16 protein-coding genes are annotated in these 14288 nt (G+C 47.9%); 11 read left to right on the top strand and 5 right to left on the bottom strand.

Annotated features, from left to right (window positions below; genetic code table 11):
- Positions 1 to 149 precede the first annotated feature (149 nt).
- The 3 genes from P402_RS16395 to P402_RS0109140 are packed head-to-tail and all read left to right on the top strand — an operon-like array spanning position 150 to position 2150.
- Positions 150 to 854, top strand: a complete 705-nt coding sequence (locus tag P402_RS16395) for a hypothetical protein (RefSeq protein WP_235188852.1) — start codon at positions 150 to 152, stop codon at positions 852 to 854.
- Between the two features lie 18 nt (positions 855 to 872).
- Entirely contained in the window at positions 873 to 1136 is a 264-nt protein-coding gene (locus tag P402_RS17185) for a hypothetical protein (RefSeq protein ID WP_235188851.1), read from the top strand.
- A 24-nt stretch (positions 1137 to 1160) separates the two neighbouring features.
- A complete protein-coding gene (locus P402_RS0109140) occupies positions 1161 to 2150 on the top strand; it encodes a hypothetical protein (protein ID WP_026828397.1) in 990 nt (329 codons plus the stop codon).
- Positions 2151 to 2180: 30 nt separating this feature from the next.
- Here P402_RS0109140 and P402_RS0109135 read toward each other — a convergent pair whose 3' ends face one another.
- Positions 2181 to 3230 carry a phosphotransferase gene (locus P402_RS0109135; protein ID WP_026828396.1) on the bottom strand — a complete coding sequence of 350 codons (1050 nt, stop codon included), beginning with the start codon at positions 3228 to 3230 and terminating at the stop codon, positions 2181 to 2183.
- A 155-nt stretch (positions 3231 to 3385) separates the two neighbouring features.
- Here P402_RS0109135 and P402_RS0109130 point away from each other — a divergent pair, with 155 nt between their 5' ends.
- From P402_RS0109130 to P402_RS0109120, 3 genes are read left to right on the top strand one after another with little or no spacing between them, the layout of a single operon-like run.
- Entirely contained in the window at positions 3386 to 4267 is an 882-nt protein-coding gene (locus P402_RS0109130) for an ABC transporter ATP-binding protein (RefSeq protein ID WP_026828395.1), read from the top strand.
- Positions 4264 to 5385, top strand: coding sequence for an ABC transporter permease (locus tag P402_RS0109125; RefSeq protein WP_026828394.1), 1122 nt, complete (start codon positions 4264 to 4266; stop codon positions 5383 to 5385). The genes P402_RS0109130 and P402_RS0109125 overlap by 4 nt, the downstream gene beginning before the upstream one ends.
- The gene (locus P402_RS0109120; RefSeq protein ID WP_026828393.1) at positions 5382 to 6500 is read left to right on the top strand and encodes an ABC transporter permease subunit; all 1119 of its coding nucleotides are present in this window, start codon (positions 5382 to 5384) and stop codon (positions 6498 to 6500) included. Before P402_RS0109125 ends, P402_RS0109120 begins: the two co-directional genes overlap by 4 nt.
- 830 nt (positions 6501 to 7330) lie before the next feature.
- Here the strand turns inward: P402_RS0109120 and P402_RS0109105 are convergent.
- Both P402_RS0109105 and P402_RS0109100 read right to left on the bottom strand, forming a co-directional pair.
- On the bottom strand, positions 7331 to 8143 hold the full coding sequence (locus P402_RS0109105; RefSeq protein ID WP_026828392.1) for an SDR family NAD(P)-dependent oxidoreductase: 813 nt from the start codon (positions 8141 to 8143) through the stop codon (positions 7331 to 7333).
- An 84-nt stretch (positions 8144 to 8227) separates the two neighbouring features.
- Entirely contained in the window at positions 8228 to 8995 is a 768-nt protein-coding gene (locus P402_RS0109100; protein ID WP_026828391.1) for an SDR family NAD(P)-dependent oxidoreductase, read from the bottom strand.
- A 121-nt stretch (positions 8996 to 9116) separates the two neighbouring features.
- Here P402_RS0109100 and P402_RS0109095 point away from each other — a divergent pair, with 121 nt between their 5' ends.
- Positions 9117 to 9749 (top strand): hypothetical protein, encoded by a 633-nt coding sequence (locus P402_RS0109095; RefSeq protein ID WP_026828390.1) that lies wholly within the window; start codon positions 9117 to 9119, stop codon positions 9747 to 9749.
- Here P402_RS0109095 and P402_RS0109090 read toward each other — a convergent pair.
- Positions 9731 to 10597: a LysR family transcriptional regulator gene (locus P402_RS0109090; RefSeq protein WP_026828389.1), complete on the bottom strand. Its 867-nt coding sequence runs from the start codon at positions 10595 to 10597 to the stop codon at positions 9731 to 9733. The two genes, P402_RS0109095 and P402_RS0109090, sit on opposite strands and share 19 nt — an antisense overlap.
- Before the next feature lie 142 nt (positions 10598 to 10739).
- On the opposite strand from P402_RS0109090, the gene P402_RS0109085 reads away from it, so the two are divergent.
- The 4 genes from P402_RS0109085 (at position 10740) to P402_RS0109070 (ending at position 13515) form a co-directional block, all read left to right on the top strand.
- The gene (locus tag P402_RS0109085) at positions 10740 to 11078 is read left to right on the top strand and encodes an ArsR/SmtB family transcription factor (protein ID WP_026828388.1); all 339 of its coding nucleotides are present in this window, start codon (positions 10740 to 10742) and stop codon (positions 11076 to 11078) included.
- 6 nt (positions 11079 to 11084) lie between these two features.
- Positions 11085 to 11600: an SRPBCC family protein gene (locus tag P402_RS0109080; RefSeq protein WP_026828387.1), complete on the top strand. Its 516-nt coding sequence runs from the start codon at positions 11085 to 11087 to the stop codon at positions 11598 to 11600.
- A gap of 171 nt (positions 11601 to 11771) precedes the next feature.
- Positions 11772 to 13064 (top strand): globin-coupled sensor protein, encoded by a 1293-nt coding sequence (locus P402_RS0109075; RefSeq protein WP_026828386.1) that lies wholly within the window; start codon positions 11772 to 11774, stop codon positions 13062 to 13064.
- A gap of 13 nt (positions 13065 to 13077) precedes the next feature.
- Positions 13078 to 13515, top strand: a complete 438-nt coding sequence (locus P402_RS0109070) for a DUF4362 domain-containing protein (RefSeq protein WP_026828385.1) — start codon at positions 13078 to 13080, stop codon at positions 13513 to 13515.
- Positions 13516 to 13557: 42 nt separating this feature from the next.
- Here the strand turns inward: P402_RS0109070 and P402_RS0109065 are convergent, their stop codons facing one another.
- Complete coding sequence (locus P402_RS0109065; protein WP_026828384.1) at positions 13558 to 14205, bottom strand: homing endonuclease associated repeat-containing protein; 648 nt, start codon at positions 14203 to 14205, stop codon at positions 13558 to 13560.
- Between the last annotated feature and the right edge of the window lie 83 nt (positions 14206 to 14288).

The raw sequence follows: 14288 nt of genomic DNA, 5'->3' as shown, positions 1-14288 counted from the left end.
TAATGAAAAACGAATTGACCCATTTAGTGATTCACGACTCTCCACGTGACATTAAATGGGTATTATTTATATAGAGGAGAAAGTAGAGACGTCAGGATGTGACGGTTGCCGGACCCTCAATACAGTTTGCGTAGAGAGGGTTAAGAGACATGTCCATCAGAAATAAATTATGGATTGGTTGCCTGGTTGCCGGCAGTACATTCGCCTTCAGTGAAGCAGCGTCTGCTCAGGCGGACAGCTTCAAAATCGCGTCGACGAGCTACAGTCAACCGTTGACGCAAGTCGAGAGTATAATCGGCGGAAAAAAAGTCGAGACGGTTCGTTACAAGCTCGGCAGTGTCGACCGTCTGCATGATGGCTTGTTATACAGTTCCTACGGTGACCAGGTGATCAATCTGAAAAATAGCAAGACGACACTCAAAAAAGTCGCCGACTCGCCACTGCGGATTACAAAGTATAAAAATGATTACTATGTCTTAACTATATCTGCACTCAATGAATTTTCACTGACAAAATATACGTCTGATTTCAAAAAAATCGGCCAGACGAAACGGTTTGGCGGTCACGGACGGGACATGATCGTAACCGGAGATAAAGTGTATGTTCTCGCAAATAACATGGAGACAGAAACGAATTCGGTTGAAGTACATACGTTTGATACAAAACACTTTACGTCGCTCCATCTTGAGAAAATCAAGCCGATGGTTTTTGCATTTCATTTCCGGCATGCCGGAAACGAGTTAAAAGTATACGGCAATCAAACGGAAGCAGGGGAAGAGCTGTCGATTGCGTCGTATGACTTGAAAAAACAACAGAGCAAAATCGTTTTGACATCCAAGCAACCCGTCATGTGAGTCGATGAAACAAAAGCCTTGTCGCCGACAAAAGATTTAGTCTTCAATACGTATTCGATGCTCGAAGTCGATCAAAAGACGAAACAGGTCCGGGTGCTGTACAGCAGTAAACAGGCACTGATTGACTATGCATACGACAGCAAAACCAAAACGTATCACGTCCTCGAAGGGAATTTCGAGACAACCAATTTCCGCGTCAAGACGCTGAACAGCCACTTCAAACCGGTTGCCGATTATAAGTTTCAGTCAACTGCCCGTATGATGCCGTTTCAGGTATTATGAAAAATTTAGGAAGGGGTGTAACTTATGCAAAAAGCTTACAAGCTGCTGATGGCAGCAACAGTTGTCAGTATGACTGTTGGATTTAATCACGCTGTAGCGGCGCAAAAAGATACGTATCAAGTCGTTTCAACAAGTTACGAACAGCCGCTCACGACATTCGAGACTTATATCGGCAATAAAAAGATTGAAACGGTGCGCTATGCGCTGAAAGGCGCTGATCGTCTGCATGACGGACTGTTGTACAGCTCGTATCATAACCGTGTCATCAACTTGAAAAATAGTAAGACGACCATCAAGCAGATTGAGCCGGCACCGATGCGAATCAAGAAGTATAAAAATGCCTATTACATGATGAGTTTATCAGCAATCAATCAATTTTCGTTGACGAAATATACATTGGATTTCAAGAAAATCGGTGCGACGAAACGTTATACTGGCTTCGGAAAAGATTTGATCGTGACCGGTGACAAATTGTATGTGCTGGCAGATCATATGAAAGGAATCGATTACTCGATCAAACTCCATACCTTTAATACAATGTCATTGAAGCCTCTCCAGCATGAGACAATCAAAGAATTAATCTTTGCCGATTACATTCGCCTAGCCGGTTCACAATTGAAGATTTACGGTACTTCACCTAAGAACGAGAATAAATTAACGGTTCTGTCTTACGACACAAAAAAACAACGCAGCACGAAAACAATGACTTCAAACCAGTATGTAAAAGGTGGAGTAGAGAAAACACAGATGCTCTCACGGGAAACCGAACTGATTTTCAATATGGACTGTTTCTTTGAAATCAATCATCGGACGAAACAAGCCCGACTTCTGTATGACAATGATCATGATTTGATCGACTACGTGTATGACAGCAAAACGAAAACCTATCATGTCCTTGAGTTAGTTACGCAAACAGGCGAGTACCAAGTAAAGACGCTGAACAGCTACTTTAAACCAATTGCTACATATCGTTTAAAACCATCCGACAGCGTTAGTCCATTTCGTGTGTTGTGAAGAAACAAGTCCGACGACTTGTTTCTTTTTTTAATTGCGTAACAGCACGGAAAGTTGTTCACCTCTTGCACGGTATGTCTGCAAGTGAAGTTGGAACTGATCATAACCGACCGGGTTGTTTTCTGCATCGAACGCAAGCTGTTTCGTCCGTTCAATGAAATGCAGATTAAAACAGCCCGAGAGCCATAACAAGGCAGCCAACCGCGGATCGTCTTGCGATACGAGGACGGTCGGCGAGTTGTAATGGGCAAGTAACGTCTTTGCCAAGCGACCGGACACGTCATGCGAGCCAATGCCTTCCGTCCGGGCATACCATTTGATCAGCCAGGCCAAATCCTGTACACGGTCGGTTGCACCGATATGTTCGTGATCAACGATTCCAATGATTTGTTGATTCTGATTCCATAAGATGTTGAGCGAATTCAAATCAGTCGAGATGACCGGTTGAAAGGAAGGAGATTGGTGATATTTTGCGGTGTCGAGATGATATTGTGCTAGATTCAGATACTCCTGCAGGGAATTTCGGGCCGATTCCGGCATCCGTGAGACCAAAAGGCGTTGTAAATCGCCGAGCCAACGTTGATAGACAATCGTATGGTCAATGTATGGAAAACAGATATCGTGTTGGTGCAACGAGACATCATGTAACTGACGGGCTAACGTGCCCATCCGAGCCGCCGTATGTATCGTATTTGCCGTTACGTGGTGTCCGTCCATCCAGTGGAACAGACAACATGTCCAATGTAGTCCGACCGGATCCGTGATGGTCGTAAAAAAAGCTTCGTTCGCCGGTTTCACACGCTCCATGAACGGAATGCCCTGCGTGCGCAAATAATCGGTGTATCGTAACTGTAGCGTAAGGATATCCGATGTAGATTGTGGAAGAGAAGACTCGATATAACGCTTTTTCGGCAACAAGCGTATCGAATAGGGGTGTCCGTCAATCAGGATTTTGTAGTGTAAATCTCCGTGTTTGCCGTAGGTTGTTAAAGAGACGGGTTCAACTTCAAGGGATTGAAAGTCAAGACCGTAACTCATGACTGCCTGATTGATTAAAGTAAATGGGTTGGTCTGTTCCATAGTCAGAACTCCTTTCTGCATACGCTCTCATTTGAATTCAAAGAATACCCATTATAGAAAAAACATTTATTTGAAATCCATTACACTTAAAGATACAAATTTTGTATAATGTGTAAGATGCTAGATTAAATAATGAACACAAGGAGTCAAATGGGATGAAGATTGAGATTCAAAACACTTCAAAAACATATCTGAATGGAAAAAAGGCATTGATGGATGCCAATATCACGTTAGAACCGGGCGTGTATGCATTGTTCGGAGAAAACGGGGCAGGTAAGTCAACATTGATGAAGATTTTAGCAGGATTGCTTAAACCATCAACGGGTAAGATTCTTGTCGACGGACAAGAAATGTCGCCGCTTGCTGACGCGTACCGTGAAAAAATCGGCTATCTTCCGCAAGACACGCCAATCTACAGCAACTTTACCGCCGCTAAATTTTTAAGTTATCTCGCGACCGTCAAAGGGGTGCCAAAACAGGATGTCCAAACAAGCGTCATGTCCGCCCTCGAAGCGGTCAACATGACAGAACACGCCAATAAGAAGTTGAAAAGTTTTTCCGGCGGCATGAAGCGGAGAATCGGGATTGCCCAATTGTTGCTGAATGATCCGGAACTCCTGATCATTGATGAGCCGACGGCCGGCCTTGATCCAAAGGAACGGATTCATTTCCGGAATCTGATTGCGTCGATTGCCCGGAAGCGAATTGTACTGCTGTCGACCCATATCGTTTCCGATGTCGGATCGATAGCGCGTGAAATCATTTTGATGAAACAGGGACGCATCATCAAACAAGCCAATCCGTATGAGCTGTTGGATGAAATTGCGACGGAAATCTGGACTGTTGATGTGACGGACCAGGAATTACTCGATTTACAAGAGACATATCAAATTGGATCAATCCAACAGACGCGACAAGGTAAAAACCGGGTCCGAATCATTTCAAGCCAACTGCCGCATCCGAAGGCGGTTCAAGATGAGCCGCAGCTGGAAGACTTATATTTGTATCATTTGGACGGACGAGGAAAAAGTGCATGAGCCAGTTGATACGCTTTGAATTGTATAAACTCTGTACATCAATTCCTGCCCTGCTGTTCATCGTCGCCTTACTGCTGTACTTGATGTCGTCCGTATTTTCAGAAGAGGAAGCAAACGTCCGCGCGAAGTATGCCGCATGGGAAGGTCCGGCGACAGCAGAAACATTTAAGAAAATACATGACCGCGCAAATAAAATTAATGATGAAGATTATGATCTAGATAATCAGTTTGGTTCCGCCACTTCATACGAAAATGAAGCATTCGCCCATCTGTATAACATCGAAGAAGCACAAATTTTTAAAGCGCAGGGGCTGGAAGCGCTAGCGAATAAAACGGTTGAACCGGGCTTTGACGAACGGGACCGTGCCTTACATATCAGTCTGTTGAAACAAATCAATCTGGACACGATCCAGTACCACATCCCGGCAGAAAAAGCAGTAGCGTTCACGACTCAAACCGGCGTTGCTGTCCTGCTGTTCCCTTTGCTGTTGCTGATTGCGTTCATCTATTCCAAAGAGCGGGTTTCGGGCGTTGATCAATACCAACTGCCTGCTGTGAACGGTCGGACGAAGTTACTGACAGCGAAACTGATTGCTGGATCGATCTTCCTGACAGGCGTCAACGTGATCTTACATCTAGGCATTCTGGGTCTTGCCTCGTATCGTTTCGGGACCATCGACTGGTCCGCTCCAATGCAGGTTGTGAACGGTTTGACCGGTTCACCGTACCCGTTCTCCATCGGGCAATATTGGTTGGTATCGTTTGGTTATCAGACATTTGTATTAATCGTGCTTGGCATTTGGGTGCTAACGATATCATTTTTCGCCAAAACGGCGATTCAAGCGATTCTCTGGTCGAGCATTTTAATGGGTGTCCCGCTTCTTTACCAATTCGTCATTTCGAGCATCTTTTTTCCGGAAACAAAACTTTTTGAGCAAGGGATTTTATTTTTCCCGAGCCGTGCCTTGTTGACCGGAGAAGTGTTTAAGACATATCAAACGATCCACCTTGGGATTCCGTTGCTGTTGCCGGTTGCCATCCTGCTTGTGCAGTTAGTCGTGACCCTGATTGTATTGAAATTCCTTTATCAAACTAGTCGAAAGAGGCAAGTCGTATGAAAAAATCAGACAGTACGTTGCGGGAGTTAATCCGCTTTGAGTGTTACAAATTGTTGCAGCAACGCTTTTTATGGTTGTTGCTGCTTGTCATCTTGATTGCCGGATTGTACTTTTCCGTGCAACGGATAGGATGGCCGTGGGCGGATCGTGTCAACACAGGGTTTGAAGGGGAACTGACGACAGAAATGATTGCGCGTGCGGAAGCGGGGAGTGAAGCCTATGTCAAAAAAAGTCATCCGACAGCAGAGGAAAAGAAACAAAATGCTTCCTATCATAACGTGCTCGAGGCTGCATCCGCTTATGGCAAGCAATCCAAAGATGTCTCTTCGCTCCGTCAGGAAGGAAAGGAGGCATCCACTGTATATGAAAAACGTCAATTCTCATTACAAGCTGATTTGACGGAAGCGATTGATTATCGTCCGGTCGGAAACTATCAAACGTTTGATCAATTGCTGACGTTTTCAGGAACCGGTGGATATGCCTTGTTGGCAGTGGTCCTGATTTTCGGAACAGCAGTCAGTTTCTCGAATGAATATCAGACCGGTGTTGCGGCATATCTGTATTCTTCACGGCACGGGAGAAAACAATTATTGACGGCCAAGCTGCTGGTATCCGTTGCACTGATAACGGGGACGATTCTAATCTACAATCTGGTTCAACTGCTATGTTTCTTCCGCGGGCATTCCGGTTGGGATATTCCGATCCAAGCGGCTTACGGTAACTCACCTTACCCGTTGACGTTCGCTGAATTATACGGGATTTCCGTATTGTATCAGTGGGTGATTGCCGTTTCGCTTGTCATCGTCCTGTTGTTCCTGTCGATGTTGATTAAACAGACGGTGGTCGCTGTATTCCTCGGTGGACTTATCGTCGGCGGACCTTTTCTGATTGAAACGGTTCTGTTTAATACAGAAACACCGGAGTTCATGTGGACTTTGGTGAAGTTCACACAGGGACAGGCACTAAGTGTTTACGTTTTATTCCGGGAGTATGTGACGGTTAATATCTTCGGTTATCCGATCTTGTTACCGATTGCCGTACTTGTTGTCACACTTATCACGACGCTCATTCTAATCAAACTGATGTACCGGGTAATTGGTCGGAGAATGGCATGATGAAATACAAGAAGGTTCGGCTGTCGCGAGACCAAGCCGACCTTCTTGTTGTGTTAATCGGTAAAAAGATTACTTACAAACGAAACGATACCGGTTGCGAACCATCCTGGTCCGTGAATCCGTAGTCACGTGCGAGATCCGACACGAACAAAGCTTGCCCGGTCCGTAGTAAAATGTCCGGCTCCTGTGCGATGGCGACGGATCATAACCTTTCAGCTTGCTTACTGCATCGAACGCAAGCTGTTTCGTCCGTTCAGTAAAATGCAGATTTATGCAGCACGAGAGCTATAAAAAGACTGCTAACCGTCTTCTTCCGGTACGAGGACGGCTGGTTAATTATAGCGGATCAGTAAATTTTTCGTGGTAGATTAAGTCACGAGTGTTTGAATGAAATATCGTCGTTTCCTCCTTTGTATGTTTCTTTTTCTGCTTAGTTACGTATGTATACTATGAAAATCTGTTATAGAGAGGAAAAGGCATTATCAAAACGTTTTTGAAAATCAATGCAATAAGCATCATGTATGCGGTCGCCTTACTTATTCCGTTAGAAGCGTTGCTCAACGTCTATCGGTTAAACCGTACGACAGGAATCTCAAGTGACTTATGAAGGGGATGCACCAGGTCCGATTGTCGGCTTTATTTTAATCGGCTCGCTTCTGGTCTACCCGTATTTCTTGTTGATTACGAGCTCAATCGTTAAAAGTGTAAGCGAATCAAATAAATCGCACGTAAAAGGAGCAAACCTCTGATGATGAAGCTAATTTGGATTTTAGCGATTACCGCCTATCCGGTTATTATGGCCATTCAAATGTCAAAGCGGAAAGCGTAAGTTAAGTTATAAACGTCGCCGGTTGCGTTCCGTCCTGATCCGTAAAGCCGTAGTCACGTGCGAGATCCGACACGAACAAAGCTTGCCCGGTCCGTTGCAGGATATCCGGGTCCTGGGCAAGGGCGACGACAGCCTGTCCAACATAAGCGGTTGTCTCAGTCGCATCACTGCTGAAGCCTGCGTCGACGACCCGTTCCGTCCGCATGAAGCCGGGACAGAGCGCAATCGAAGCGACGCGAGACGTTCGAAGTTCCTGACCCATCACAAATGTCATTCGGTTGATTGACTGCATCGCTAAGTCATAATACAAATTGCCGGCGGCTTGATCCGGCGTGAACGACGTCAAATTGACGATCAATGCTGTTGGACTTTGCTGAAGCAACGGAACAGCCGCCCGCGTCGTCAGCAAATAGGCTTTCGGGCCGGCGACCATCATCGCGTCCCAGTGTTCCGGCGGACGTTCCCAAAATCGTTTGCCTTGCCCCACAGGAAGGGAAGCTTCCGAACCGCCGAACACACTGTTGACGAGCAGATCAATCTGACCGTGCTGGTCTTGAATCTGTTGGAACAAGCAAGTTATCTCGTCCGGATCGGTATGGTCACAACGGACCGGAATACCGAGACCACCGCGAGCCGTGACACCGGCGGCCGTCTGTTCAATCGTTTCCGGACGACCGTCGGTGGAGCTTTCCTGCGTACTGCGTCCCGTCACGTAGACGGTTGCTCCGGATCGTCCCAGTTCGTAAGCGATTCCGCGACCGGCGCCGCGGGATGCGCCGGTAACGACAGCAATCGTATCTCTTAATGAATCCATCTGGTTTTCCCACCTCACTTTAAAAATAGGACACGACAGAAAAAGGGACTTTCGATTAAAATCGGAAGTCCTTTTCGTCTCACGTTAAAATCCTTTAATCGTCATCCCGCCGTCAACGAACAGCGTCTGTCCGGTGACGTACGTTCCGGCGTCCGACGCAAGGAACACAGCTGGTCCAACGAGTTCCGTCAGTTCACCGACCCGGCCGAGCGGTGTCACGTCAACGATGTCCTGCAAATAAGCGGGATCGGCGAGCAACGGTTCCGTCAGCGGTGTCTTGAAATACCACGGTCCGATCGCATTGACGCGGATATTTTTCGGACCCCATTCAAGCGCTAAGACTTTTGTCATCTGAATCAAGGCGGCTTTCGTCGTCGCATAGACGACACCGGTTCGTAAGGCGACGTGTCCCGCAACCGAAGCGATGTTGAGGATACTGCCGCCGGTGTCCTGCATCCGGCGTCCGATTTCCTGTGAGAATAGGAAGGCAGACTTTAAGTTCGTCTGCTGGATTGTTTCCCACTCGTCCTCGGTGACATCCAGTGCTTTCGAGCGGATGTTCATTCCGGCATTGTTGACAAGGACATCAATCCGGTCAACATATGTATAGGCACGGTCGACCGTCGCCTGGACCTGCGTCCGGTCCGTCACGTCGCATGTTAAGACAAAGGCGCGCCGTCCAAGTTGTTCAATCTGTTTTGCGGTTTCCTGTAAATCGGATTCCGTGCGGGCGACCAGTAAGACATCCGCGCCAGCTTCCGCCATTCCGATCGCCAGGGCACGGCCGATGCCGCGACCGGCACCGGTCACAAGAACGGTTTTCTGATTCAGTTGAAACGAAGGTAAGTACATATGATCACATCCTATTCTGACAGTGTAATTTTACTGTACGCTCAAATTGACTGAAAAGAAAGAAAAATGCTGAAGAACTAGCCGCTATATGTTATTATTTGGTAAAAAAAGGAGGCGTATTATGCAACGGAAGCTCGGACTGATGATTCTATCCGTTTTGGTAATGGCCGCATCGCTCGTCGCGTTTGAACGTTATGTTTATAAGACATATATCTATAAACCGGCGGATTACACATTCCATTACAAAATTAAGCCGCGCAAAGCAATGAAGGGGCCGAAATTTGGAGCAAAACCGTTCCCGAAAGGTCCAATGATCAAAGGTACCTCCTTGTTCTTGCCGGATATTCTGCTGCCGGTCGGAGCACTGGTCACAGCCTTCTTATCTGTTTTTGTGTTCCGCCGGTTACTCGGATACCGCCGGCGTAAACAGTTGCTTGAGCCGACGGAAGAGGGGGATCCGCAAATCTTACGTCCGAAGATAGCACCGCTTGACTGGCGTCCGGAGCGACAACGACAACAAACGGACTCCGTTTCCGAAGTCCGTCAATTGATTGCTTCTTTTGACCGGCAGCTACCGGACGGATCAAAACGCCGGCCGGAAGAAACGGTCCAGGATTGGCTCGACCGGATCGAGTTGCCGATTAATCCGCTACTTTATCATGTGGTCCGTTACGGGGAAATCGAAGATCAGACGCTCGACCGTTCCGAAATCGACGCTCTGCGGAACCGACTGAATCAACGGCTACGCGGATGACCAATCAAACGGAGTAACGTCTGATGGTGTTCCGCGTCCCGTGTTACGAGAGATAATTCGCGTGTGACGTCAAAGCCGGTGATCGGCAGGGTCCGGATTTCCGGAGGAAGACCATCCTGGAAAATCGCCGGTAAAATCGCGATCCCGAGTTTTGCCCGGATGAAGCCAAGGACGCTTGAACCAAATTCCATTTCCGAAGCGACAGTATAGGTCGCCCCGCGTTCCGCAAACGCGGCTTTCAGGATATTCGTCGAGTCACAATCGATCGGCAAGGACAGGAACGACGAGGATTCGATTTGATCGAACCGGACATCGACACAGCCTTCGAACCGTTCGTCGGCTTCATGGAAGTAGAGTAAAAACGGTTCCGTATACAGGTGTGTCGACGGATACGGATGCTCGATTTGCCGATCGTCGAGCAATACGGCATCGTACTGATGCTGCTCAAGACCGGCCATTAGTTCGATATATGTGTGTGCCGTCTTGATCTTCAGTTCCGGTCCATCCACTGTTGGATGGTTGGCGAAGTGTTGCGGCAAATAAGACATGGCGACACTCGGCCATGAACCGAGTGTGAACGACGTCTGTCCCTGCAACTGATCAATTTTTCGTTGCATGTCATCGAGCTGTTCGAGAATTTTTTGTCCGTCTTTGAAGACGATTTCTCCTGCCGGCGTCAGGGAGACTCCGCTCGTCGTCCGGGTGAACAGGGGAGCGCCGACCGCCTGTTCGAGATTTTTGATTTGTTTGCTGAGCGCCGGTTGCGTCATATGCAACAGTTCGCTTGCTTTCGTCAGGCTGGATGTTTCCGCCGTGACGTGAAAGGCTTCGAGCCATTCGGTTTTCATCAGACTTCACTCTCTCTTTACATGCGTGTGCTTTGACGATACTGTACGTTTGTTTCGTCTGACAACTATTTCGCTCAATTTTATATATTCTTTGTTTGGAATATTCCTTTTGGGGTATATATAAACAGAAGAGGTGGAAATCATGTCAGATGGGCTTGCACGTACGTTATTTGCTTTATCCGATACCAATCGCTTGAAAATCGTCGAACTGTTGAAGACGGGTCCGTTACCGGTCGGTGAAATTGCCGTACAGTTACGTCTTAACCAACCGCAAACATCGAAACACCTGAAAGTTCTGCTCGAAGCGGATCTCGTCCGCATCGAACCGGCCGCGAACCGCCGGATTTATCATTTGCGAACGGAGCCGTTCCAAGGTCTCACTGCGTGGAGCCAATCGTTTGAACAGCAGATGGTCAGCCGGATGACACGACTTGAAGGATATTTGGAACAGATACAGGACACAGTCAACCCAAAGGAGTGAACGATGATGCAAGAAAAACTAAAAACGAAAGTCGAAGGTTCCGTTCTTCAAATGGAATGGACGTTCGACGCTCCTCGTGAGCTGGTATTTGCCGCATTTACGGAAAAAGAGCATCTCGAAGCCTGGTGGGGACCGGAAGGCTGGCAAACGGAAATCACGACCTTTGATTTCGTCGAAGGCGGCATTTGGCATTACTGTATGCGCTGCAAGGATCCCGCGCAAGGGGAATTCTACGGAATGGAGTCGTGGGGAAAAGCGATCTTCCGACAAATTGATGCTCCGCAAAGTTACGCCCACGCCGATTATTTTTCGGATGCTTCCGGAACAATTTCCGAAGAATTGCCGGGCAGTGAAAACGTGACGACGTTCGAAGCCGTCGGTGACCGGACCCGGGTAGTGTTCCGGTCGGACTTTAAGACCGAGGAAGCGGTAAAACAAGTCCTTGAGATGGGAATGAAAGAAGGATTCACCTCACAATTGCATCGTCTCGATCAATGGCTTGCGCAACGAACTGTATCCTAAAAGATCTGACAATCCGTCACGGACGGGTTGTTTTTTTCGAACAGTCATTCAGAACTGTCACTCTTTTGGGAAAAGTGTCATTCATTTTGGGAATTCAAAGGAAAATGCTTCATCTTTGGCAGTATGAAGCCGTTATACAAGATGAGATGACTGAAAAAGGGGATCGATAGTGTGAAATGGTGGTCGAAACAACAAGAGATTACGTTTTCAGAACGGATGCAACAAGAACAGGAACATGTTCGCTTAGAAGCGGGGGCAGCATTTGCGCAACAACTCCAGCTGATTGATTTGACGGTCGAGGATTTACAAATCATCCGTTTGATCCGTCACGATGTCGCGGAGTGGATGCCGCAGATGGTCGATGCGTTTTATGCGGAGTTGGTCCGGGTGCCGGAGCTGAAACAACTGATTGAACGGCACTCGACACTCGAACGGTTAAAAGGAACGCTCGCCAAGCATATCCTCCAGATGTTTGACGGACAGGTCACACCGGACTACATCAACGTCCGAAAACGGATCGCCGATCGGCATGTCCGGATCGGCCTGCAAAATAAGTGGTACATCGCCGCCTTCCAAAAGGTATTAAACGTCTTGAGCCGGCAAATCGAGGACAGTACGTTACCCGAGTCGGAACAGGTCCGGATTGTCCGCTCTGCCGGGAAACTGTTTAATCTCGAACAACAGATCGTTTTGACGATGTATGAGGAGATGGTCGAAGCCGAGCGGCAGACGGTGACGGATGCGAAACAGCGTGTCGGACAGACCGTTCAAAAGTCGACAGAGGAACTGGCCGCGATGAGTCAACAATCGTCTGCCAGTTTTCAGGAAATGGAGCGGCATGCCCAACAGGTGTCCGTGACGACAGGGGCGATTGCGACACAATTGACCCAGGCAGCCAAAGAAGCGGCAGACGGTGTCGAATTGGTCGAGGCGGAAACGAAACGGTTTGAACAAGTTGTAGAAGAGATGACGCTGACGACGGAACAGATGACACAGCTCGCCTTTTTGTCACGCGAAATCGAACGGATTGCCGGGATGGTGACGGCGATTTCCGATCAGACGAACCTGTTGAGTCTCAACGCTTCGATCGAAGCGGCACGAGCCGGCGAGATGGGACGCGGCTTTACCGTCGTCGCCCAGGAAATCCGGAAACTGGCGGAAGAAAGTAAACGGTCCGCGTCAGAAGCATCAAGCATCGCCCAGGAAATCACTTCGAAAATGGGACAAGTCTCGGAGCGGATGAGCGGGACCGAGCAGTCGGTCGTGCAAACGACGGAAGAACTGACCCGTGTCGTCAACGCCTTTACGACGATTTCCCGCCAAACGGTCGATGTCTCGAAACAGATTATTACATTGTCGCAGGATACGGAACAGGTCGCCGGAACGATTGAAGGTATGCGCCATATCGCGGAATCGATTGCGGAGACGGCTGACGATTTACAGACCGTCGCGACGACACTCTGAAAGGGGAATAGGGATGAGAAAACGAATCCATCTGTTGTTTGGAGTTGGAATTCTGATGCTTGCCGGTTGTGCAAGCAACGATTACCCGTTAAAAGAAGCCAGTAAAAACGGTGACATCGTCACGACGCCGGAACGGCATAATCTTGACCGGTTCGAGACGTTTTTAACGCGAGTCGGGCAACAGAAACAGGATACAATCCGGATTACGGGGTATACGACGGAAGGGGATGCAATCCTTGAAGATGTCACGTATGACGGGAAACGGTTTACCTATTCCCTCGATTCGTCGCGTGATGAATATGGTTCGCAGGCAGACGACCGGAACAAGGAAATCTGTCAAAACCTTGAGCAACAAACAACTGAGGGAGGGAACACCTTTACCCTGACCGGCTGCAAAGAAGGACAGGATCATGAGATTTTCAAATCAAATCCAGGTGAACTTAAAAAATGAAAAACGGTTGATCCTCCGAATCATGCGAGGATCAACCGTTTTTTAGTCGAGTGTCTCTTCGAGAATCCGTAAAGCTTCCCGCCAACTCGTGAACCGTTCGATTAATAAGGTCAAGGAAGGGGCCTGGTGCTTACGCGCAAACCGGACATACTCTTGGCTCGTTAAGTCAGGACCGAGCTCTTCGTATGCCTGGCGCAACGCGTTCAGGCAATCTGCGTCGGAATAAAAACCGTTTGACGACAACCGGAAATGTGCCAGTGCCTGTTTCCATGTCCCATAATGCCGGATGATGGTGTTTGCGCTCACCATCTGCGTATGTGTTTCCCGTAACTCCGAGTAAGAGCGGATGGTCACGCGTGAGCCACGCGTCTTGATATAAAAAGCGATACTTTCATCCACACTCCAGCGTTTTTGGCTGGACGTACCGGGTTTTGCCCGATTCAGCATCAAATGGTCCTCGGTGGACAACTCGAACGGTTTGACGATGCCCGCTTGTTCCAATAGTTTGGTCCAAGAGCCAAACCGTTGTTCAATTTCCTGTAAAGAGGGATAGGGCAGGTAATGTGCTAATTTTTGGTAATGTGCTGCTTTCATCGGTGTTGTATGTAACTGGTGAAGACCTTGGATCAAGCGAATGATTTTTTCATCCGTCGTCAAGGTGGAAGTGGATGTGTGCGTGGTTTCTTTCATCAAGAAGTCTCCCTTAGTGGATCGTTGGAACGTAATGGGATTAGTGTACCATCTACCTCAAAGAGATTTAACTAACAAAATCG

The organism is Exiguobacterium sibiricum 7-3, assembly GCF_000620865.1.
GTDB classification, from domain to species: domain Bacteria; phylum Bacillota; class Bacilli; order Exiguobacteriales; family Exiguobacteriaceae; genus Exiguobacterium_A; species Exiguobacterium_A sibiricum_A.
Note: the sequence above shows the minus strand (reverse complement) of the source record. Positions and strands in the feature narration are given on the sequence as shown.